This window comes from Thiohalophilus sp. (genome assembly GCF_034521165.1).
Classification (GTDB): Bacteria; Pseudomonadota; Gammaproteobacteria; order UBA6429; family Thiohalophilaceae; genus Thiohalophilus.
On the sequence record NZ_JAXHMV010000001.1, the window covers coordinates 71,855 to 93,345 of the forward strand.

Genomic DNA, 21,491 nt, shown 5'->3' on the forward strand with positions numbered 1-21,491 from the left:
GTCAGCTGTCGTGAGGCAGATGCGCGCGGCTGCAATAGTAATGACCGTCCCGCTTGAGCGCCTCTTTTTCCGGGACATGGGTGCCGCACTGCTCGCAGCGCACCATGTTTTCAACGGGGTTTTCAACGGGCCGGCCGGGCTTCGACGAATTTGTGCTGCGCGCCCGGGCCAGGGCCTTGAAGCGTTGATAGAGACGAATGACCAGCCAGATCAGCAGGGCAAGGACGATAACGCGCAGAAGTCCGGGCATGGAATATCCTGTATCGAAGTTTGTAACTGCCCCATGATAACCCAGATCAGGGCGGGATACCCCGGGCGTATTTTGTAGGAGCCGAGCCACCTCGGCGATTCACCCTCGACGATCGCACCATCCTCAACCCATCGGCCAGAGGGCTGGCCTCCTACAACCTAACAGATTGCATCCCAAACCCCGGCAACCGGTGACGCCTGCCGGGCGAGTCGTTAGCCCCGGACAAGGTTTTGCGTCCACCCCCCGAATGTTCCAGAATAGACGCTGGTTCCCTGCCGAATAACAATATGAATCTTCACGAATTTCAGGCCAAGCAACTGTTTGCCCGCTATCACATTCCGGTACCCGAGGCGCGGGTCGCCGAATCGGTCGAGGCGGCGCGGGCCGCCGCCGGCGAGCTGGGAGGCGGGTCGTGGATGGTCAAGGCCCAGGTGCATGCCGGCGGCCGGGGCAAGGCCGGCGGGGTGGTCAGGGCCGCCTCGGCGGACGAGCTGGAAGCCGCGGCGAACCGGCTGCTGGGTTCCAGGCTGGTCACCGGCCAGTCCGGCCCCGACGGGCAGCCGATCAACCAGGTGTTGATCGAAAGCCCGAGCGACATCGCCGCGGAGTATTATCTGGGCATGCTGGTGGACCGCGCGCTTTCGCAGGTGGTGTTCATGGCCTCCGCCGCCGGCGGCATGAACATCGAGGCGGTGGCCCGCGAGACGCCGGAGAAAATTCTTACCGTGCCGGTTCATCCCGCCGCCGGGCTGCAGGGGTATCAATGCCGGCAACTGGCCTTCGGCCTGGGGCTGGAAAAACAGCTCAAGTCCCTGACGGCCATCATGCAGGGCCTGTACCGGCTGTTCATGGACAACGATCTGAGCCTGGTGGAGATCAACCCGCTGGTGCTGACCGGTGACGGCGAGCTGCTGGCGGTGGATGCCAAGATCAATCTTGATGACAGCGCCCTTTATCGACACCCGGATTTACAGGCCCTGCGCGATGCCAGCCAGGAAGATGAGCGCGAGAACCGCGCCCACCAGCACGGGCTCAATTACGTCAGCCTCGACGGCAATATCGGCTGCATGGTCAACGGCGCCGGGCTGGCGATGGCGACCATGGATCTGATCCAGCTGCACGGCGGGGCGCCGGCCAACTTTCTCGATGTGGGCGGCGGCACCACCGCCGAGAAAGTCGCCGAAGCCTTCAAGCTGATCCTCTCCGACAGCAAGGTCAACGCGATCCTGGTCAACATCTTTGGCGGCATCGTGCGCTGCGATCTCATCGCCGAGGGGATTATCCAGGCGGTAAAAGAGACCGGACTCGCGCTGCCGGTCGTGGTGCGCCTGGAAGGGACCAACGTGGAACAGGGCAAGGCGCTGCTGCAGCAAAGCGGCCTGGACATCATTGCGGCGGACGGGTTGCGCGACGCCGCCACCCGGGTGGTCGAAGCCGCCGGAGGGCAGGTCTGATGGCGATACTGGTGGATAAAACAACCCGGGTGATCGTGCAGGGCTTGACCGGCAAGCAGGGCAGTTTTCATGCCGGGCAGGCCATCGAGTACGGCACCCAACTGGTCGGCGGTGTCACGCCCGGCAAGGGCGGAACCACCCATCTGGATCGGCCGGTGTTCAATACCGTCGCCGATGCGGTGCGTGAGACCGGCGCCAATGCCAGCATGATCTATGTGCCGGCCGCCTTCGCCGCCGATGCGATTCTGGAGGCGGCCGATGCCGGTATCGAGGTGATCGCCTGTATTACCGAGGGCATCCCGGTGCTGGATATGCTGCGGGTGAAAGCGGCCTTGAAGGACAGCGACAGCTATCTTATTGGCCCCAACTGCCCCGGTATTATTACGCCGGGTCAGTGCAAGATCGGTATCATGCCCGGCGCCATTCATCAGCCGGGCGGGATCGGTATTATCTCACGCTCCGGCACGCTGACCTACGAGGCGGTCTATCAAACCACCCAGAACGGTATGGGCCAGAGCACCTGCATCGGCATCGGGGGCGACCCGATCCATGGCTTGAATTTCGTTGATTGCCTGTCGCTGTTTGAAAACGATCCCGACACCCGGGGCATGATTCTGGTGGGCGAGATCGGCGGCGGTGAGGAGGAGGAAGCCGCCGAATTTATCCGTCACCACGTCAGCAAACCGGTGGTGGCCTATATAGCCGGGGTGACAGCCCCGCCGGGCAAACGCATGGGCCATGCCGGCGCGATCATCTCCGGCGGTAAAGGCACGGCCGAAGGTAAATTTGCCGCCCTGCAGGACGCCGGGGTCATCGTCAGCCGTTCCCCGGCCGAGATGGGTCGCCTGATGCAGGAGCAACTCAGCGCTTGAAAGTCGCCGCCTTGTCAGAAGATAAAAAAATGACTCTCGCAGAGGCGCAGAGCGCGCAAAGATAAAATAATCTAGAATTTGTTTTCCCGGCTCTCCGGCACCGAAATGATCGACATAAACGTGCTGGGAAGCATTTTATTTTGGAGTTCAGTGCGCGCATGTCAGAGCAGGAACTACGGATCGCGATTGCCCAGATCAATCTGCTGGTCGGCGACATGGAGGGCAATGCCCGGCGAATCGTCGCGGCAATGCAGGAGGCGCGTGATACGCTCGGGGCCGATGTGCTGGTGACGCCCGAGCTGGCGTTAACCGGCTACCCGCCCGAGGATCTGTTATTACGCCCCGGCATGTACGAACGGATTGATCGGGCACTGCTTCACTTGCAAAAGCAGGTTCGCGGCATCGATGTGCTGCTGGGATACCCGGAATATACTCCCGAAGGCGTGTATAACGCCGCCGCACTGATTCGCGAAGGCAAGATCATCGCCCATGCGCGCAAGGAGAACCTGCCCAATTACAGCGTGTTCGACGAGAAGCGCTATTTTGTGCCGGAACACGACAATTGCGTGGTTCACATCAAGGGGGCCAGTGTCGGCATTACCATTTGCGAAGACATCTGGTTTCCCGAGCCGCCGCAACGGCTCAGGGAGGCCGGTGCCGATTTGATTTTGAATATCAACGCCTCGCCCTACCACATTAATAAAGGCTACGAGCGAGAACAGGCCGTGGCGGATCGTTGTCGGGAAACCGGCCTGCCGGTGGTGTACACCAACCTGGTCGGCGGTCAGGACGAGCTGGTGTTCGATGGCGATTCGTTCGTGATGAACGGCCAGGGCAGCGTGACTCAGCGCGTTCCCGCCTTTACTGAAAAACTGGAACTGGTACGGTTTGAAAAGGAGGGTCAAGACTGGCAACCGGTCCAGGCCGAAGCCCTGCCGGCACCGCTGTCCACCACCGCCAGTGTTTACCAGGCCCTGGTACTGGGCGTGCGCGATTTCGTGCGCAAGAACGGCTTCAACGGCGTGGTGATCGGGTTGTCCGGCGGGATCGATTCGGCCCTGACCCTGGCCATCGCCGTCGATGCGCTGGGCAGTGAGGAGATCGAGGCGGTGATGATGCCCTCGCGTTATACCGCGGATATGAGCGTGGAGGATGCCGCCGAGCAGGCACGCACCCTGAGCGTCAATTACCGGGTGATCGCGATCGAAAAGCCCTTTAACGCCTTTCTCGAGATCCTGGCCGATGAATTTGCGGGCCTGCCGATGGATACCACCGAGGAGAATATCCAGGCCCGTTGCCGTGGCGTGTTGCTGATGGCGATCTCCAACAAGAAACGCAAGATGGTCCTGACCACCGGCAACAAGAGCGAGATGGCGGTCGGTTATGCCACCCTGTATGGCGACATGGCCGGCGGTTTCGATGTGCTCAAGGATGTGCCCAAGACGCTGGTTTACGAACTGGCCAATTATCGCAATACCCTCTCGGCGGTGATCCCGCAACGGGTGATCGATCGCCCCCCGTCCGCCGAACTGGCGCCGGATCAACAGGATACCGACAGCCTGCCGCCCTACGAGGTGCTGGATGCAATCCTGGAAATGTACGTGGAAAAGGACATGGGACTGGATGATATTGTCTCCCACGGTTATGACCGGGAGATCGTGCAAAAAGTCACGTATATGGTGACACGCAACGAATACAAACGCCGTCAGGCGCCGCCGGGGATTCGGATCACCCAGCGCGCCTTCGGTCGCGATCGGCGTTATCCGATCACCTCGGGCTATGCCCTGCCTGATCAGGGACGAGGGACGAGGGACGAGTGACGAGGAAAGGCTTTTACCACGAAGCCACGAAGGCTCGAAGTGTTATGATACTGTCTTCGTGACTTCGTGACTTCGTGACTTCGTGACTTCGCGTCTTCGTGGTGATTTTTTTACATATGGAGTGCGTTTTGCGTACCGTAATAGAGAAACGTTTTCTTCGTGCCTTCGGCCGCGATCGGCATTATCCGATTACCTCGGGCCAGGCCTGCCAGAGCAGGGACGAGTGACGAGGAGAGGCTTTTACCACGAAGCCACGAAGGCTCGAAGTGTTATGATATTGTCTTCGTAACTTTGCGTCTTCGTGGTGAATGTTTTTTCAGTCGAGTAGGCCGGACAAAGCGATAGCGGTGTCCGGCAGCAAGAAGGAAGTTGTAGGCCAGGTCGCGCGCAGCACTACCTGGCGTCCTTGCTTCGGTTCGAGGTTGTGTCACGCAGGCTATTGCCAGGGTGACCTGCGCTGCTGAACGGCAGGGATGAGTAACGAGGAAAAGCTTTTACCACGAAGATACGAAGACTCGAAGATTTGAACAGGGTAGTCTGTGGGTTGTCACCCGCCGGGTAACAATCTTTTAAGTTTTTCTTCGTGCCCTGGTGTCTTCGTGGTGAATGTTTTTAAGATGCAGAGTGCGTTTTGCGCACCGTAATGTTGTGTAACAAATCCGGGGAACCGTGTTATGAAAAAAGTCGAAGCGATTATTAAACCCTTCAAGCTGGATGATGTGCGTCAGGCATTGTCGGAGATCGGGGTCAGCGGCATGACCGCTACCGAGGTCAAGGGCTTCGGCCGGCAAAAAGGGCATACCGAGCTGTATCGCGGGGCCGAGTACGTGATTGATTTTCTACCCAAGGTGAAAATCGAGGTGGTGGTGGCCGATGAACTGGTCGATCAATCCCTCGAGACCATCACCAACGCCGCCCGCACCGGCAAGATCGGCGACGGCAAGATCTTCGTCACCGATGTGCAGCGGGTGATCCGGATCCGTACCGGCGAGGAAGGCAACGAAGCGATCTGAGCCGTTTCTTCTGAACGGCAGGGCCGGGTTACGAGGGACGAGTAACGAGGAAAGGCTTCACCACGAAGACACGAAGGCACGAAGAAAAGAAATCAATTTAAGAACTTGTTGCCCGGCGGGTAACAACACAAAGTCACCTTGTTCCAATCTTCGAGCCTTCGTGGTGAATGCTTTTCAGGACCTTGCTTTGGTTCGAGGTTGTGTCACGTAGGCTATCGCCAACGTGACCTACGCTACTTTTCGTTTCGTTGTGATTGGCGTAGTTGGGTAGGCCGGACAAAGCGATAGCGGTGTCCGGCAACCCGGGGAATACCCAATGCGGTTACACCAGGGAAGTTATTAAATCTCCGCGCTCTCTGCGTCTCTGCGGTGAACAGGTACCTGGTATCCTTGCTCCGGTTCGAGGTTGTGTCACACAGGCTATCGCCCAGGTCCTTCGTCCCGAAGGACCAGTTGCTAGGTACTGGGTACTAGGGGCTAGTAACCACACTGTTGCGGATTATTTTCTTCGTGCCTTCGCGTCTTCGTGGTGAATGCTTTTCAGGAACTTGCTTTGGCCTGTTTCGTTTCGTTGTGATCGGGATAGTTGAGTTCCAGCACTTTGAGCGCATCGTCGGCCAGGTCGTTCATTTCCAGTTGCCGGTAGGCGCGCACCATGATGCCCAGCGCTTCGGGGACTTCGGCGGTTTGCTGGTAATTTTCCACCACATGTTTGGCGCGATTGACCGCCGCGACCAGGGCACCGCGTTTCAGATAATAGCGGGCGATATGCATTTCATATTCGGCCAGCGCATCGCGCAGGGCATACATACGGGCAACGGCATCCTCGGCATACTGGCTGTTGGGAAATTTTTCCACCAGTTCGGAGAAGTGGCGAAACGCCTCGCGTGAAGGGCGGGGATCCCGCTCGGTCATGTCCTGATCGAACCAGCGGTTAAGCAGGGACGGTTCCAGCCGGAAGCTGGACCTGCCGCGCATGTAGTACGCGTAGTCCACATGCTGATGGTTGGGATGCAGTTTGATGAACCGATCGGCGGACAGGATGGCGGTCTCTGTTTCGCCGAATTTGTAATAGGCGTAGATGATCTCCAGCTGGGCCCGTTCGGCATAGGGACCGTAGGGAAAGCGCGACTCCAGCCGTTCATACAGATTAATGGCGCTTTCGTAATTTTTATTTTCCAGCTCGCTGTGGGCTTCCTCGTACAACTCTTCCACTGTCATGCCCGAGGTGGGATCATTCGCCTCCGGCGAGGAACCGCAGCCGGACAGTAACAACAGGGGCAGGAGCAAAAGCAGATAACGGGCGAGCATGATGATTCCGATAAGGTGAGTGTATTTGTAGTACGATCCTGGTTCAGACCGGCATTATACCCGCAAACAGGCCGATGACGACACAATCGACAGAACTTCTCCACGGCGAAATCCCCGACAGCCTGGCCGGTCAACGGCTCGATCAGGCCCTGGCGCAACTGTTTTCCCAGTATTCCCGCTCCCGCTTGCAGCAGTGGCTGAAGCAGGGGTGTGTCCGGGTTGACGGTCGCCAGAAGCGGGCGAGGGACAAGGTATTCGGCGGCGAGCAGATCGAGATCGAGGCAGTTCACGAGCCACAGGGAGAGTGGCAGGCCGAGCCGATCGAGCTGGATATCGTGTTCGAGGATGAGGCCCTGATCGTGCTCAACAAGCCGGCCGGGCTGGTTGTGCATCCGGCGGCCGGCAACCCCGAGGGAACCATGCTCAATGCCCTGTTGCATCACGATCCGGATCTGGCCACGGTGCCCCGCGCCGGCATCGTTCATCGGCTCGACAAGGAGACCTCCGGCTTGCTGGTGGTGGCGCGCACGCTGGCGGCCCAGAAACAGCTGGTGGAACAACTCCAGGCGCGCCGTTTTCTGCGTGAATACCAGGCGGTGGCCAATGGCGTCCTGACCGCGGGTGGCACGGTGGAGGCGCCGATTGGCCGCCATCCGACCCAGCGCAAGCGCATGGCGGTGGTTGAACACGGCAAGCCGGCCATTACCCATTACCGGGTCGCGCAGCGCTTTCGCGCCCATACCTGGCTGCGGGTGACGTTGGAGACCGGTCGCACCCACCAGATTCGCGTCCATATGGCACACATCCACCATCCGCTGGTGGGCGATCCGACTTATGGCGGTCGCCTGCGCCTGCCAAAGGGGGCAAGCGAGGGGCTGATCGAAACCCTGCGCGGTTTCAGGCGCCAGGCCCTGCACGCCAGCAAACTGGGCCTGCAACATCCACTCAGCGGTGAGATGCTGCAATGGGAACAGCCGTTGCCGGCGGACATGGCGCAGCTGATCGGTGTGTTGCAACAGGATCTGGCCGGGGCGGGAGAGTGCGAATGAACCACGAGGTGTTTATCATCCCGGACTGGACGGCCCCGTCGACAGTGCTGGCCGGGACCAGTTGCCGCCAGGGCGGGGTGAGTGAACCGCCCTATGCGTCACTGAATCCGGCATCCCACGTGGGCGACGCCCCGCAGGCCGTGGCCACTAACCGGGCTCGGTTGGGATTGCCGGGTGAACCGTGCTGGTTGCAACAGGTCCACGGCAGCCGGGTGGCGGTGCTGGAACACAACGGCCGCATCGGTCTCGAGGCCGATGCCGCCTACAGCCGCACGCCGGCGGTGATCTGCGCGGTGCTCACTGCCGATTGCCTGCCGGTACTGCTTTGCGATCGCAGGGGTCAGGAAGTGGCCGCGGTGCACGCTGGCTGGCGCGGTCTGAGCAGTGGCGTGATCGAGGCCGCGCTGGATCAATTTCAGGCCCCGGCCGATCAGATCCTGGCCTGGCTCGGTCCGGCCATCGGGCCCGAGGTCTATGAAATTGGCGACGAGGTGCGCCGGGCCTTTGTCGAGCCCGATCCCGACAGCGACGAGGCGTTCACGCCGACCCGCTCCGGTCACTGGCTGATGGATATCTACGCACTGGCGCGACGCCGTTTGCAGCAGCGCGGCGTCGAGCAGATCAGCGGCGGCGAGTATTGCACCCTCACCGATGCCGAACGGTTCTATTCCTATCGCCGCGACGGCGTGACCGGGCGGATGGCGAGTGTCATCTGGCTGGCGCCAGATGACAGGGGCTAGATCCCAGCGGCTAGGTCCTGGCAGGTAGGCCGGACATAGCGCAGCGGTGTCCGGCAACCCGAAGAGTGCCCGATACCGCTGCGCTATATCGGGCCTACCTGGTCATCTGGGCCGGCCCCAACCCGATTCTGATTCCAGTACTCTTGAGGGAGCCGAGCCACCTCGGCGATACAACCTCGCCGATCGCACCGCACCACGCCAAACAATCGGCCAGAGGACGGGTCTCCTGCCTCCCAAACCAGCGCCACCCTGTGTATCATGCTAAAGTTTTTTGCCGATCTGGAAATCTGATGTCGTTATTTACCTGGATTTTGCTGTTCAGTCTGCTCGGCGGGGTGCTGAGTGTGCTGGCGGCCGCGCTGTTTTTGCTGATTCCCGGTTTTACCCGGGATCGGTTGCTGCCCCATTTTGTCAGTTTTGCCATCGGCGCCCTGCTGGGCGCGGCCTTTCTGGCGCTGCTGCCCCACAGCCTGGCCGGCACGGACGACTTTCATCTGCTGGGCATGACCGTGTTGCTCGGGGTACTGGGGTTTTTCCTGCTGGAGAAGATGGTGCTGTGGCGTCATTGCCATCACGAAGTCTGCGAGGCGCACACGCCCGAACCGCATGCCCACGATAACGCGGCAGGTACCCTGATCCTGATCGGCGACGGGGTGCATAATTTCGTGGACGGGGTGCTGATCGCCGCCGCTTTCATGACCGACATTCACCTGGGTATCGTTACTGCATTGGCGGTCGCGGCGCATGAAATCCCACAGGAAGTCGGCGACTTCGCCGTGCTGTTACAAGGCGGTTTCAGCAAGCGCAAGGCATTTTTGTATAACATCCTGGCCAGCCTGACGACATTGATTGGCGCGGGACTGGCCTATTACAGCCTGGCCGATATGCAACAGGCTCTGCCGTATGTGCTGGCGATCGCCGCCTCCAGCTTTATCTATATTGCCGTGGCCGATCTGATTCCGGGCCTGCACAAGCGCGTCGAGTTCAGTCAAACCGTTCAGCAGATTATTCTTATCTTGCTGGGGGTTGTGGTCATTTATCTGGCGCACTCAACCCTGCATTAGCGCGTTTCTCAACGCAGCAACAACACCGGCACGGTGGCGTTGCGCACCACGCTGGTGGTGGTGCTGCCGACCAGGAACCGGCGAATCACCGAGTGGCCCCAGGCGCCCATGATCAGCATATCGATGTCATTGGCCGCGCGGTAGTCACATAACACCCGTTCAACATCCCCGCTGATGATCGTGGCCGGGGCATCGAAGCCGGCCTGTTCGAGTGTGTTTCGCGCCCAGTCTAATTGCTCGCGATGGGTCCTGGTGTCATTGCCGGCTATCACCAGGTGGCAGGGAATCCCTTTAAATAGCGGACTGCTGGCGACCATCTCGACGCCCTTGCGGGTGGTATCGCTGCCGTCGAAGGCGAGCATGACTTTGCGTGGTGCGCTGAAGGTTTCGGTGGTAACCAGGATCGGGCAGTGCAGGCTGCGCACCACGCTTTCCACGCGGCTGCCGACGTGGGGTTTGAGTTTCTCGTCGTGTTTGCCCAGTACCAGCAGGCGGGTGTCCTGTTCGATGGCCAGCAGCGAATCGATCAGGCTGCCGTGGCGCTGGTGGGTGATCGGCTCGTTGACGCCGTCCTCCAGCGCGCGCTGTTTGGCGGACTCGAGCATCAGCTGGCCCTGTTCCATGGCCAGCTTGCCGCGCTTTTCATCCAGCTCCGCCAGTTCCTGAAGCAGGGTTTCGCGACTGCCCAGGCCGATGTTGCCGCTCAGATCACGCTGGGCGGGGTATTCCGACTTGTCCAGTACATGCAGCAGAACCAGCGGGGCATCCAGTTGCAGGCTGGCCCAGGCGGCGCAGTCGCTGACCGCGGTCGAGACCGCGGTACCGTCGATACAGGCAATGACATTGGGCATAAGGCGTATCCTGTCAGTGGGCCATCAGTTTGTCGACGGCGTCGGGTTTGTCATGGACCGCGAAGCGATCCACGATGGTGGCACTGGCCTCGTTGAGGCCAATCACTTCCACTTCGGTGCCTTCGCGGCGGAACTTGAGCACGACCTTGTCCAGCGCCGCCACGGCGGTGATGTCCCAGAAGTGGGCCTGGCAGAGATCGATGACCACTTTATTCAGCGCTTCCTTGAAATCGAAGGACTCTACAAATTTGTCCGCCGAGGCGAAAAAGACCTGTCCTACCACCCGGTAGGTGCGGGTGGCGTTTTGCTCATCCCGTTCCGAGACCACGTATTTGTACTGGCCCACCTTGTTGGCGAAAAACAGCGCGCCCAGCAGTACGCCGACGAATACACCATACGCCAGGTTGTGGGTCGCGACCACGACGATGACCGTGACAACCATAACAATGTTGGTACTCATCGGGTGTTTTTTCAGGTTGCGGATCGACTCCCAGCTGAAGGTCCCGATGGCGACCATGATCATCACGGCGACCAGCGCGGCCATCGGGATCTGTGCCACCCACTGGCCGAGAAACACCACCATCAGCAACAGGTAGACCCCGGCCATCAGGGTGGAGAGCCGGGTGCGGCCACCGGATTTGATGTTGATGACCGACTGGCCGATCATCGCGCAACCGGCCATGCCGCCAAGCAGGCCGGAGCCGATATTGGCGATGCCCTGGCCCTTGCATTCGCGGTTCTTGTCGCTGGTTGTGTCGGTCAGGTCGTCGACGATGGTGGCGGTCATCAGTGATTCCAGCAGGCCCACGACGGTCAGCGAGACCGAATAGGGCAGAATAATCCACAGGGTCTCGAGATTCAGCGGCACGTCCGGCCACAGGAACACCGGCAACGTGTCGGGCAGCTCGCCCATGCTGCCGACGTTGCGAATGTCCAGATCCAGCCAGATGGCCAGCGCGGTCAGCACCACGATGGTGACCAGCGGGGAGGGGATGGATTTGGTGATATAGGGAAACAGGTAAATGATCGCCAGGCCCCCGGCGGTCATGGCATAGACATGCCAGGTGACCCCCTCGGTGGCCGGGTTCAGCTCCGGCAACTGGGCCAGAAAAATCAGAATCGCCAGCGCATTGACGAAGCCGGTAACCACCGAACGCGAGACAAAACGCATCAGTGAGCCCAGCTTGAGATAGCCGGCGCCGATCTGCAATATCCCGGTCAGCAAGGTGGCGGCCAGCAGGTATTCCAGCCCGTGTTGGCCGACCAGGGTCACCATCAGCAGCGCCATGGCCCCGGTGGCGCCGGAGATCATGCCCACGCGCCCGCCGGTGAAGGCGATCACCACCGAGATACAGAACGAGGCATAGAGGCCGACCTTGGGATCGACTCCGGCGATGACGGAAAAGGCAATGGCCTCGGGAATCAGCGCCAGGGCCACCACGATACCGGCGAGCAGATCGCCGCGCGGGTTGCTGAGCCAGTTGGTTTTCAGGGTCTGGTACATGTTGTCGGTATTCCGGTTCGCAATCGTCGTCCGCCATGCGTTTCAGGCACAGGGCCGGCGCAATACCGTCGCCAGGTGGCGGCAACGACTTATCAAGTCAGGAGAATGAAAGCATTGGCGGGCACCGCCGGAGCGCCATACCGGACAGCAAATCGGTAGTTGCATGAGTGGGGTGCGGGGCAAACGCGGCGCGCACTATACCACAAAAAGGCACGGCGGGTGTGTTGCGAACGGATTAAGGCGTATCATACCCCCATGAGCCTGACGGATACCGAACTTGAGCAACTGCGCGCCGCCCTGCTGGCACAGCGGGCCGCGCTGGATGAAACCCGCGATGCCAATGCCCAGGCCAGTTCCACCGTGGAGCTGGATCAGACCCGCGTGGGTCGCCTGTCGCGCATGGACGCCCTGCAGGGGCAGGCCATGTCCCGGGCCGCCGGTCAGCGGCGCCAGCAGATGCTGGTACGCATCGAGTCGGCATTGCGGCGCATGGACGAGGGCGACTACGGGTACTGTCTGCGCTGCGAAGAAGAAATTGCCCCCGCCCGCCTGCATGCCGATCCCGCCGCCACCCTGTGCATCCGCTGCGCCAGCGCCAGTGAACAATGACTCGCGCAAATGTGGTAATGAAAACGCAGAGGACGCGGAGACGCAGAGGCGCTGAGAAGTAAAATCGATCATATTTAGCGCCTGCCGTTTCGCATCCAGTCAGAACAATCCTATAGTAGAAAATCTCTGCGTCTCCGCGACTCTGCGTCCTCCGCGTTGATTGCCGGATGGCCCGGCAGGACCGCCGCCTTGAGTCTGATCCCGGTCTGTCTTTCAAGGTCTGTTTTGCCCGCCGACCTTGAATCCCCCACAACCGACCCTATTTTTGTTGGAGTATTTGAAATTTTACTTCCACAGGGGAAAACGACTAATGCGAATGGACAAACTGACCAGCAAATTCCAGATGGCAATCGCCGACGCCCAGAGCCTGGCGGTCGGCCGCGATCACCAGATGATCGAACCGGTGCATCTGATGAGCGCCATGCTGGATCAGGAAGGCGGCAGCGTCTCGCACCTGCTGGCCCAGGCTGATGCGAATGTGAATCTGCTGCGCTCCCAGCTTGGTGAAGCGCTGGACCATCTGCCGCAGATCGAGGATGCCACCGGCGAGGTGCACATCTCCAATGATCTGTCACGCCTGCTGAATCTGACCGACAAGCTGGCGCAAAAACGCCAGGACAAATACATCTCCAGCGAGCTGTTCGTGCTGGCGGCGGTGGACGACAAGAGTAACCTGGGCGAGCTGTTGCGCAAAGCCGGGGCCAGCAAGGAAGCCCTGGAGAAGGCGATCGAGAATGTGCGCGGCGGGCAGCAGGTCGATGATCCCAATGCCGAGGAGCAGCGTCAGGCGCTGGAAAAATACACTATCGATCTGACCGAGCGGGCCGAACAGGGCAAACTCGATCCGGTGATCGGGCGGGACGATGAAATCCGCCGTTCTATCCAGGTGTTACAGCGGCGTACCAAGAACAACCCGGTATTGATCGGCGAACCCGGCGTGGGCAAGACCGCGATCGTTGAGGGACTGGCGCAACGGATTATCAACGGCGAAGTCCCGGATGGTTTGAGGAACAAGCGGGTCCTGTCGCTGGATATGGGCTCACTGCTGGCGGGCGCCAAATTCCGCGGTGAATTCGAGGAACGGCTCAAGGCCGTACTCAATGACCTGTCCAAACAGGAAGGGCAGGTGATCCTGTTCATTGACGAGATCCATACCATGGTTGGTGCCGGCAAGGCCGAGGGCTCCATGGATGCCGGCAACATGCTCAAGCCGGCACTGGCCCGCGGTGAATTGCATTGCATTGGCGCCACCACCCTGGATGAGTATCGCAAGTACATCGAAAAGGACGCGGCCCTGGAGCGGCGCTTTCAGAAAGTACAGGTGGATGAGCCGAGCGTGGAAGACACGGTGGCAATCCTGCGCGGCCTAAAAGAAAAATACGAAGTGCACCACGGGGTGGATATCACCGACCCGGCGATCGTTGCCGCGGCGACCCTGTCACACCGGTATATCACCGATCGGCAATTGCCGGACAAGGCGATCGACCTGGTGGACGAGGCGGCCAGCCGCATCCGCATGGAGATCGACTCCAAGCCCGAGTCCATGGATCGCCTGGATCGTAAACTGATCCAGCTCAAGATCGAACGCGAGGCGCTGAAGAAGGAAAGCGACGAAGCCTCGCTCGAACGGCTTAACAAACTGGAAGACGAGATCGACAAGCTGGAACGTGAATATCACGATCTTGAAGAGGTCTGGAATTCGGAAAAAGCCGCCGTACAGGGCACCCAGCACATCAAGGAAGAGCTGGAGCGGACGCGCATTGAACTGGATACCGCGCGTCGCGCCGGTGATCTGGCGCGCATGTCGGAGCTGCAGTATGGCAAGATTCCGGAGCTGGAAAAACAGCTGGACATGGCCGCCCAGGCGGAAATGCAGGAAACCACCTTGTTGCGTACCTCGGTGAACGAGGAGGAGATCGCCGAGGTGGTTTCCAAGTGGACCGGCATCCCGGTTTCCAAAATGCTCGAAGGCGAGCGCGACAAGCTGTTGCGCATGGAAGAGGCCCTGCATCAGCGCGTGGTGGGGCAGGACGAGGCGGTCAAATCGGTGGCCGATGCCATTCGCCGTTCGCGTGCCGGGCTGTCCGATCCCAATCGACCCAACGGCTCGTTCCTGTTCCTCGGCCCGACCGGGGTAGGCAAGACCGAGCTGACCAAATCCCTGGCGGCCTTCCTGTTCGACACCGAGGCTGCCATGGTGCGCATCGACATGTCCGAGTTCATGGAGAAGCACTCCGTGGCTCGCTTGATCGGGGCCCCGCCCGGCTATGTCGGCTATGAAGAAGGCGGTTACCTGACCGAGGCGGTACGCCGCAAACCCTATTCCGTCATTTTGCTCGACGAGGTCGAAAAGGCCCATCCCGATGTGTTCAACATTCTGTTGCAGGTGCTGGATGACGGTCGCCTGACCGACGGCCAGGGTCGCACGGTCGATTTTCGCAACACGGTGATCGTCATGACCTCCAACCTGGGTTCACAGCAGATCCAGGATATGGCCGGCGAGGAAAACTATCAGGCGATGAAATCCACGGTGATGGAGATTATCGGCCAGCATTTTCGGCCCGAGTTCATCAACCGGGTCGACGAAGTGGTCGTGTTCCATCCGCTGGCGCGCGAACAGATCCGCGCCATCGCCGGCATCCAGTTCGATTACCTGCGCCAGCGGCTGCAGGACCGGCACATGGATGTTGAACTGACCGAGGCGGCACTGGACAAGATTGGCGAAGCCGGCTTCGATCCGGTCTACGGTGCCCGGCCGCTCAAGCGGGCCATCCAGCAACAGGTGGAAAATACCCTGGCGCAGGAGATCCTCTCCGGCAAGTTCGTGCCGGGCGATGTGATCAAGGTCGATGTCAAAGACGACCAGTTCGTGTTCGGCAAATCCGATCGCAAGGCCTCGGCGGCGTAAAAGCACACCACCAAGACGCCAAGACACCAAGTTAGAAATAAATTTGCCGGCGAAAGCCGGCATTTTTATGTGCACATGATCTGTTTGCAGGATTACGAAATATTATTACTGTGTTTCTTGGTGTCTTTGAGCCTTGGTGGTGATTATTTTTATTTTAAAAGTGCATGTTCATGATGCGCTGGCGGGCGCGGCGGTATTCATCCTGGGTGATGATGCTTTCATCCGACAGCCGACGCAGTTCTTTCAGTTCGATCGCCAGCATTTCTTTTTTATCAAAGGTAATGGCCTGGCTGGCGGCAAGGATGCGGGTCCTGAGTTCGGCGACGAGGTGCCGAAAACTTTCGGGGTCGGGTTTGTTGTAGAGCAGGCGTAACAACGGGCAACTGCCGTAGCGACTGCGAAATTCGGTGACATTGGGTGAGTAGTAGACAAACAGAATCAGGCAACCGCAGGTCAGCAGGATAAAGGCGATCAGAAACGGCAGCACCTGGTTCAGCGTCTGGGTGGTCTGGTTCTGCCACAGATAAACGCCGAACACCAGGGTGGCCAGGAAAAAATAGGCTGTGCCGAGCAACCAGCGCCAGGCAATACGCCGGTGGCGCACCGGCCACGGCTCCAGCATGCCCAGGTTCAGGTGATAACTCTGGCGACCGAACAGATCCTGGTCCGCGACCTTCACGAACTTGTCGTTATAGATTTCAATACGCCGTCGTTGTCCCATGCTGCGCGCGTGTTGGGACAAAACGGTGTTAATCCGCCGGGTGCCGGCACTGGAGTGGGGCGTTTCGGTGGCGCTCATTGCGTCGGTCTTGTTCTGATTCAGGCGTCCTGCATCATAGCCCAGCCGGCGAGGTCACAACAGCCGTGTGGCTTGTATATTAGCGAAGAATGATGCAGATGAACTTGTGCCCGTGGCGGGTGTCCGACCTGTTATCCCCGAATCAGAGGCCGCTTATGCTCGACACCCTGATGTTCAACGGCTATGCCGAACAGGTGGCTCATCTTTATATAAGGTATGGACCTCGCAAGTTCTTCTAAGTTCTCGCCAAAAATGTTTGCCGTTGCCCATCAATTATCCCGTATCCGGGCCGTCTTGTTTGTGCTGGCGCGGCTGCCGGTGCTGTGGTTGAGCTGGGGTTTCTTCCAGCATCAGCTGGGTGCCAACCCGTTTGAGGTGCTGGTCGGACGCTGATGCAATCTGCAACCAGGGCATTGCACGGGTGAGAGCCGGGCTGCAATCCGCATAGCCGGTGCCGGTTTTGTCGACCAATCGGCGTAAACCTATGCAATCCGGGTAAAGTTTGTACTATCATGTCGCAATCCCGCTGCGAGGTCACACAATGTGATTCCGGTGAGCAGCCTGCAGAGACAGGCGTGAACAACAAAACTACAACAGTGAAAACCAAGACTTACAATTTGAAGGTATACGAGGAGGACTGAATGTCTATCAATCGCCGTGAATTTATCCAGGTCATGGGTATGGCTGCGGCTGCGGGCATGTTGCCGGGTTGCGACAACAAGTCAAGCGGTACAGCCGGGGTGACCAAAACCGGCCAGGGTGTAGCCCCCGAAGATATGTACAACGTGCCCAAATTCGGGAACGTGACGTTCATGCACATGACCGACTGCCACGCGCAGTTGAATCCGGTTTATTTCCGCGAGCCGAACGTCAACCTGGGTCTGCATGACGCCAGGGGGCGCCCGCCACATATCGTGGGTCATGAATTGCTCGACTATTACGGTATTAAACCGGGAACGCCCGAGGCTCACGCGTTTACCCACCTGAATTTCGCCGAGGCGGCGGAAAAATATGGCAAGGTCGGGGGCTTCTCCCATCTGCGCACGCTGATCAAAAAACTGCGTGCCGACCACGGTGCCGGTCGTACACTAATGATGGACGGCGGCGACACCTGGCAGGGCTCCGGGACCGCCTACTGGACCCGCGGCAAGGACATGGTCGGTGCGACCAACCTGCTGGGCGTGGACGTAATGACCGGTCACTGGGAATTCACCTACCATGAGAAAGAAGTGATCTCCAACGTCAAGGATTTCGACGGTGATTTTGTCTGTCAAAACGTGTTCGTCAAACCCGAAGCCAGTTTTGATTACAAATTCGAGGATTTTGAGCATTATAATGAGTCCTCCTTGCGCGCCTTCAAGCCCTACACCATCAAGGAGATGGAAGGCGGTATTCGTGTCGCCGTGATCGGCCAGGCTTTCCCCTATACCCCGATCGCCAACCCGGGTGAGCGCTTTATTCCCGACTGGACCTTCGGGATCCGTGACGAAGCGATGCAGACCATCGTTAACCAGGTGCGTGAAACCGAAAAACCCGATGCGGTTGTGGTGCTATCGCACAACGGCATGGATGTGGATATCAAGATGGCTTCCCAGGTCAGCGGTATCGATGCCATCTTCGGCGGCCACACCCATGACGGTATGCCGGGCGCCATGGAAGTGAAGAACAAGGGCGGCACCACGCTGGTGACCAATGCCGGCTCCAACGGCAAGTTCCTGGGTGTGATGCAGTTTGATGTTCGTAACGGCAAGGTTCAGGGTTACGACTACAAACTGCTGCCGGTCTTCTCCAATTTCCTGGAGCCGGATCAGGAAATGGCCAGCTACATTGAAGAGGTCCGCAAGCCGTATCTGGATACCCTCAATGAAGAGCTGGCGGTGGCCGATGATCTGCTTTATCGCCGTGGTAACTTCAATGGGACCTTCGATCAGCTGATCTGCGATGCTCTGCGCGAAGTGGGCGGTGCCCAGATCTCCTTCTCACCGGGCTTCCGCTGGGGTGTTTCCGTGTTGCCGGGCCAGCCGATCACCATGGAACATGTCATGACCCAGACCTGTCTGACCTATCCGGAAACCTATGTCGACAACATCAGCGGTGAAAATATCAAGCTGATTCTCGAAGACGTGGCCGACAACATTTTCCATGAAGATCCCTATCGCCAGCAGGGCGGGGACATGGTACGTGTCGGCGGCCTGGATTACACCATCGACCCGACCAGGAAGATCGGCAATCGTATTCAGGACATGCGTCTGGATGACGGTACCCCGATCGAGGCCGACAAGGAGTACAGCGTGGCCGGCTGGGCATCGGTTTCAGCCAATCCGCGCGAAGGCAAGGATATCTGGGACGTGGTGGCCGAGTATCTGCGAGCGGAGAAAGTGGCAACCGTCAAGAAACTCAATACCCCCAAGCTGGTTAATGTGAAAGACAATCCCGGCCTGGCGGACTATAACGCCTGATTGACTTGTCGTATCACGATAAAAAAGGGGAGCGTCAGCTCCCCTTTTTTTATGGGCTCTTCCCCAATTGTGGTGGGTTTGCTAGGTTAAATCGATGATGGATGAAGCGACGTTATATGAAAAGATCCTGGGAATCTCCTCGCCCTGGTTTGTTAGCGGCATCGAGTTCATTGAACCGGACAAGACGGTCGAGGTCCATGTTGAACTCGAAGCGGATTCATTATTGCGTTGCCCGACCTGTGGCAGGTCAACACCGCGCTACGACAAGCGTCGGCGTCGTTGGCGGCACCTGGATACCCGCCAGTTCAAAACGCAGGTTGAAGCCGATGTTCCGCGTGTCCAATGCCCTGATCATGGCGTTCAGACCATTGAAGTCCCCTGGGCACAAGATAACGCCCGCTACACGGTCCTGTTTGAGGCGATGGTCATTCTGCTGTTGAAAGAGAACACCGCCTCCGCCGTCAGCCGACAGATGGGGCTGAGCTGGAATGCCGTGGACGGCATCATGCAGCGCGCGGTACAGCGGGGCTTGTCCCGTCGGGGCCACCCGGCGTTAGCCCATCTGGGTATCGACGAGGTCGCCTTTCAAAAGCGCCATGAATACGTGACGGTGGTCAATGACGCCCATGGGGATGTCCTGCACGTCGCCGATGACCGCCGTGGCACAAGCCTCAATGACTTCTATGGCCCGCTGAGCGACGCCCAGAAGGCGCAAATTCAGAGCATTTCGATGGACATGTGGCCAGCTTATATCCGTGCCACCCTCGAGCATATCCCCGGCGCCGAAGACAAAATCGCCTTCGATAAATTCCACGTCAACCAGCATCTCAACCAGGCCGTCGACGCGGTGCGCAAACAAGAGCACCGGCAACGCATGAAGCAGGGCGATGCGACATTAAAGGGCACCAAGTACGGTTGGTTGCGCAATGCGGCCGACTTGAGACGCCAGCTGCGCCAGGAACTGGTGCAACTCAGTCGCGTGGCGCGCCAAACCGGTCGGGCCTGGGCCATCAAGGAACACGCCAAGGGGCTATGGCATTACCTCCGCCGAGGCTGGGCCGAGCGTGCCTGGCAGCAATGGTATCAGTGGGCCATTCGCAGCCGCCTGGCCCCGATCAAAAAAGTCGCGCGAATGGTTAAACAACACCTGTGGGGTATCATCAACGCCATCGTATTAAATGTCACCAATGTCCGGGCGGAGAGTCTCAACAGCAAAATCAAAATGCTCAAAGACAAGGCGCGCGGCTTTCGAAATCGGGAGCGATTTAAAACCGCCATCCTGTTTCATTTTGGTGGCTTATCGCTAATGCCCGAAAAATACGAAATGGGAACCCACTAGAACTGGTGAAGACCCTTTTTATGAAAAATCTTTTCAACGCAGAGGCGCAAAGGCGCAAAGGGCGCAGAGTTAAAATAAAATCTGATGAACTGTATAACAACAAACGCTGGTATTCGTGTAACTGTGGAGCCGGGGTTTTTTAGTTGAATAAAATTTTTGCGTTCTCTGCGCCTTTGCGCCTCTGCGTTAATTTCTTTTATCAAGTGGGTAGGTCACGTTGGCGAAGCCTACGTGACTTTTCTGTTTCCAGGATCCAGGTCCTAGGTCCTAGAGACTAGCCCCCAGCCCCTGCGCCAACCGTTGGCGGGCATCTGTATCGGTCGCCGAAAGCGCGTGCCAGGCGCCTGTGTGCTCGCCGATCAGATCGGCGAGAAAGCGGATGTGTTCGGGACGGTCGTTCAATGCCGGGATGTAGTCGAACTGTTCGCCGCCGGCCTCGAGGAAAAATTCCCGGTTCTGCATGTCGATCTCTTCCAGGGTTTCCAGACAGTCGCTGGCAAAGCCGGGGCTGATCACCTGTACGTGACGAATGCCTTCGCCGGGCAGCGCCTTGAGGGTGAAGTCGGTATAGGGCTGCAGCCACTCCTCCCGGCCAAAGCGGGACTGGAAGGTGACCTGCCAGGCGTCGTCGGGCAGAGCGAGCTGTTCGGCGACCAGACGCGCGGTTTTGTGGCACTGGCAGAAATAGGGATCACCGGCCAGCAGATAACGTTTGGGCAGACCGTGGAAAGAGAACAGCAGTTTTTGCGGTGTGCCGTGTTCTTGCTGGTATTGCCGGATACTGTCGGCCAGGGTGCTGATATAGCCGGGGTGATCGTGGTAGCTGGTCAGCATCTGCAGCTCCGGCAACCAGCGCCAGGTTTTCAGTTCGTCGGCGATGGCGTCGAAAGTGGAGGCGGTGGTGGTGGCCGAATATTGTGGATAGAGCGGCAGCACCAGAATTCGACGCACCCCGGCAGCCTGCAGTTCGGCCAGGCCGTTGGCCAGCGACGGATTGCCATAACGCATTCCGATAGCCACTTTAAGCGGTTGTTGAAATTTCGTTTCCAGTACCGGTTGCAGGGCCTGTGCCTGCTTGCGGGTATAGGCGAGCAGTGGGGCACCGTCCTCGCGCCAGACACTGGCGTAGGCATGGGCCACTCTCGGCGGGCGAATGCGCAGGATCACCCCGTGCAGAATGATTCGCCACAGCCAGCGGGGCATCTCCACGATGCGCGGATCGGCGAGAAACTCGGCCAGATAACGGCGCACCGCTGCCGTATCCGGCGCGTCGGGGGTCCCGAGATTGGTCAGCAGAATGCCGATCTGATCGGGTTGATCGTGGGTGAAACCGGGCGTGCCCTTGAAAGCCATGCGCCAAACCTTGTTAATGAGTGTAGCGGGGATTATCCCGGAGTTTGCGCGCCGGCAAAAGTGGCAAATATACTCGGTACATTATCGCAGCCGCAC

The 21,491-nt window shown here is 59.1% G+C and carries 18 protein-coding genes; 12 read left to right on the forward strand and 6 right to left on the reverse strand.

The genetic code is table 11. The features are described from left to right. Position 1 precedes the first annotated feature (1 nt). Entirely contained in the window at positions 2–250 is a 249-nt protein-coding gene (locus tag U5K34_RS00395; protein WP_322565144.1) for a PP0621 family protein, read from the reverse strand. Positions 251–537: 287 nt separating this feature from the next. Here U5K34_RS00395 and sucC point away from each other — a divergent pair, with 287 nt between their 5' ends. The 4 genes from sucC (at position 538) to U5K34_RS00415 (ending at position 5,409) form a co-directional block, all read left to right on the forward strand. Beyond that, complete coding sequence (gene sucC, locus U5K34_RS00400) at positions 538–1,704, forward strand: ADP-forming succinate--CoA ligase subunit beta (RefSeq protein ID WP_322566558.1); 1,167 nt, start codon at positions 538–540, stop codon at positions 1,702–1,704. Further along, entirely contained in the window at positions 1,704–2,576 is an 873-nt protein-coding gene (sucD, locus tag U5K34_RS00405) for a succinate--CoA ligase subunit alpha (protein WP_322566559.1), read from the forward strand. Before sucC ends, sucD begins: the two co-directional genes overlap by 1 nt. Before the next feature lie 158 nt (positions 2,577–2,734). After that, on the forward strand, positions 2,735–4,396 hold the full coding sequence (locus U5K34_RS00410; RefSeq protein ID WP_322566560.1) for an NAD+ synthase: 1,662 nt from the start codon (positions 2,735–2,737) through the stop codon (positions 4,394–4,396). A gap of 674 nt (positions 4,397–5,070) precedes the next feature. Then, positions 5,071–5,409, forward strand: coding sequence for a P-II family nitrogen regulator (locus U5K34_RS00415; RefSeq protein WP_322565148.1), 339 nt, complete (start codon positions 5,071–5,073; stop codon positions 5,407–5,409). Positions 5,410–5,949: 540 nt separating this feature from the next. Here the strand turns inward: U5K34_RS00415 and U5K34_RS00420 are convergent. Continuing rightward, a complete protein-coding gene (locus U5K34_RS00420) occupies positions 5,950–6,720 on the reverse strand; it encodes an outer membrane protein assembly factor BamD (RefSeq protein ID WP_322566561.1) in 771 nt (256 codons plus the stop codon). Between the two features lie 74 nt (positions 6,721–6,794). Between U5K34_RS00420 and rluD the strand changes: the two genes are divergently transcribed. The 3 genes from rluD (at position 6,795) to U5K34_RS00435 (ending at position 9,573) form a co-directional block, all read left to right on the forward strand. Continuing rightward, the gene (rluD, locus tag U5K34_RS00425) at positions 6,795–7,769 is read left to right on the forward strand and encodes a 23S rRNA pseudouridine(1911/1915/1917) synthase RluD (protein WP_322566562.1); all 975 of its coding nucleotides are present in this window, start codon (positions 6,795–6,797) and stop codon (positions 7,767–7,769) included. Beyond that, complete coding sequence (gene pgeF / locus U5K34_RS00430; RefSeq protein WP_322566563.1) at positions 7,766–8,509, forward strand: peptidoglycan editing factor PgeF; 744 nt, start codon at positions 7,766–7,768, stop codon at positions 8,507–8,509. The genes rluD and pgeF overlap by 4 nt, the downstream gene beginning before the upstream one ends. A gap of 290 nt (positions 8,510–8,799) precedes the next feature. Continuing rightward, complete coding sequence (locus U5K34_RS00435) at positions 8,800–9,573, forward strand: ZIP family metal transporter (protein WP_322566564.1); 774 nt, start codon at positions 8,800–8,802, stop codon at positions 9,571–9,573. A gap of 8 nt (positions 9,574–9,581) precedes the next feature. On the opposite strand, the gene U5K34_RS00440 is transcribed toward U5K34_RS00435, so the two are convergent. Then, positions 9,582–10,424, reverse strand: coding sequence for a universal stress protein (locus tag U5K34_RS00440; protein WP_322566565.1), 843 nt, complete (start codon positions 10,422–10,424; stop codon positions 9,582–9,584). Between the two features lie 13 nt (positions 10,425–10,437). Further along, the gene (locus U5K34_RS00445; RefSeq protein ID WP_322566566.1) at positions 10,438–11,928 is read right to left on the reverse strand and encodes a SulP family inorganic anion transporter; all 1,491 of its coding nucleotides are present in this window, start codon (positions 11,926–11,928) and stop codon (positions 10,438–10,440) included. A 255-nt stretch (positions 11,929–12,183) separates the two neighbouring features. On the opposite strand from U5K34_RS00445, the gene U5K34_RS00450 reads away from it, so the two are divergent. Next, positions 12,184–12,537, forward strand: coding sequence for a TraR/DksA family transcriptional regulator (locus U5K34_RS00450; protein WP_322566567.1), 354 nt, complete (start codon positions 12,184–12,186; stop codon positions 12,535–12,537). 316 nt (positions 12,538–12,853) lie between these two features. Continuing rightward, positions 12,854–15,445, forward strand: a complete 2,592-nt coding sequence (clpB, locus tag U5K34_RS00455) for an ATP-dependent chaperone ClpB (protein ID WP_416223984.1) — start codon at positions 12,854–12,856, stop codon at positions 15,443–15,445. 154 nt (positions 15,446–15,599) lie between these two features. Here clpB and U5K34_RS00460 read toward each other — a convergent pair whose 3' ends face one another. Further along, complete coding sequence (locus U5K34_RS00460; protein ID WP_322566569.1) at positions 15,600–16,244, reverse strand: hypothetical protein; 645 nt, start codon at positions 16,242–16,244, stop codon at positions 15,600–15,602. A 252-nt stretch (positions 16,245–16,496) separates the two neighbouring features. Between U5K34_RS00460 and U5K34_RS00465 the strand changes: the two genes are divergently transcribed. The 3 genes from U5K34_RS00465 (at position 16,497) to U5K34_RS00475 (ending at position 20,042) form a co-directional block, all read left to right on the forward strand. Next, entirely contained in the window at positions 16,497–16,637 is a 141-nt protein-coding gene (locus tag U5K34_RS00465) for a hypothetical protein (protein WP_322566570.1), read from the forward strand. A 248-nt stretch (positions 16,638–16,885) separates the two neighbouring features. Beyond that, complete coding sequence (soxB, locus tag U5K34_RS00470) at positions 16,886–18,703, forward strand: thiosulfohydrolase SoxB (RefSeq protein ID WP_322566571.1); 1,818 nt, start codon at positions 16,886–16,888, stop codon at positions 18,701–18,703. Positions 18,704–18,797: 94 nt separating this feature from the next. Next, positions 18,798–20,042 carry an ISL3 family transposase gene (locus U5K34_RS00475; protein ID WP_322566572.1) on the forward strand — a complete coding sequence of 415 codons (1,245 nt, stop codon included), beginning with the start codon at positions 18,798–18,800 and terminating at the stop codon, positions 20,040–20,042. 267 nt (positions 20,043–20,309) lie between these two features. Here the strand turns inward: U5K34_RS00475 and hemH are convergent, their stop codons facing one another. After that, the gene (hemH, locus tag U5K34_RS00480) at positions 20,310–21,395 is read right to left on the reverse strand and encodes a ferrochelatase (protein ID WP_322566573.1); all 1,086 of its coding nucleotides are present in this window, start codon (positions 21,393–21,395) and stop codon (positions 20,310–20,312) included. Between the last annotated feature and the right edge of the window lie 96 nt (positions 21,396–21,491).

Excerpts from the sequence above, each read along its gene's own strand:
- U5K34_RS00395 (WP_322565144.1), bottom strand. The coding sequence starts at position 250 with ATGCCCGGACTTCTGCGCGTTATCGTCCTTGCCCTGCTGATCTGGCTG.
- sucC (WP_322566558.1), top strand. The coding sequence starts at position 538 with ATGAATCTTCACGAATTTCAGGCCAAGCAACTGTTTGCCCGCTATCAC.
- sucD (WP_322566559.1), top strand. The coding sequence starts at position 1,704 with ATGGCGATACTGGTGGATAAAACAACCCGGGTGATCGTGCAGGGCTTG.
- U5K34_RS00410 (WP_322566560.1), top strand. The coding sequence starts at position 2,735 with ATGTCAGAGCAGGAACTACGGATCGCGATTGCCCAGATCAATCTGCTG.
- U5K34_RS00415 (WP_322565148.1), top strand. The coding sequence starts at position 5,071 with ATGAAAAAAGTCGAAGCGATTATTAAACCCTTCAAGCTGGATGATGTG.
- U5K34_RS00420 (WP_322566561.1), bottom strand. The coding sequence starts at position 6,720 with ATGCTCGCCCGTTATCTGCTTTTGCTCCTGCCCCTGTTGTTACTGTCC.
- rluD (WP_322566562.1), top strand. The coding sequence starts at position 6,795 with ATGACGACACAATCGACAGAACTTCTCCACGGCGAAATCCCCGACAGC.
- pgeF (WP_322566563.1), top strand. The coding sequence starts at position 7,766 with ATGAACCACGAGGTGTTTATCATCCCGGACTGGACGGCCCCGTCGACA.
- U5K34_RS00435 (WP_322566564.1), top strand. The coding sequence starts at position 8,800 with ATGTCGTTATTTACCTGGATTTTGCTGTTCAGTCTGCTCGGCGGGGTG.
- U5K34_RS00440 (WP_322566565.1), bottom strand. The coding sequence starts at position 10,424 with ATGCCCAATGTCATTGCCTGTATCGACGGTACCGCGGTCTCGACCGCG.
- U5K34_RS00445 (WP_322566566.1), bottom strand. The coding sequence starts at position 11,928 with ATGTACCAGACCCTGAAAACCAACTGGCTCAGCAACCCGCGCGGCGAT.
- U5K34_RS00450 (WP_322566567.1), top strand. The coding sequence starts at position 12,184 with ATGAGCCTGACGGATACCGAACTTGAGCAACTGCGCGCCGCCCTGCTG.
- clpB (WP_416223984.1), top strand. The coding sequence starts at position 12,854 with ATGGACAAACTGACCAGCAAATTCCAGATGGCAATCGCCGACGCCCAG.
- U5K34_RS00460 (WP_322566569.1), bottom strand. The coding sequence starts at position 16,244 with ATGAGCGCCACCGAAACGCCCCACTCCAGTGCCGGCACCCGGCGGATT.
- U5K34_RS00465 (WP_322566570.1), top strand. The coding sequence starts at position 16,497 with ATGTTTGCCGTTGCCCATCAATTATCCCGTATCCGGGCCGTCTTGTTT.
- soxB (WP_322566571.1), top strand. The coding sequence starts at position 16,886 with ATGTCTATCAATCGCCGTGAATTTATCCAGGTCATGGGTATGGCTGCG.
- U5K34_RS00475 (WP_322566572.1), top strand. The coding sequence starts at position 18,798 with ATGATGGATGAAGCGACGTTATATGAAAAGATCCTGGGAATCTCCTCG.
- hemH (WP_322566573.1), bottom strand. The coding sequence starts at position 21,395 with ATGGCTTTCAAGGGCACGCCCGGTTTCACCCACGATCAACCCGATCAG.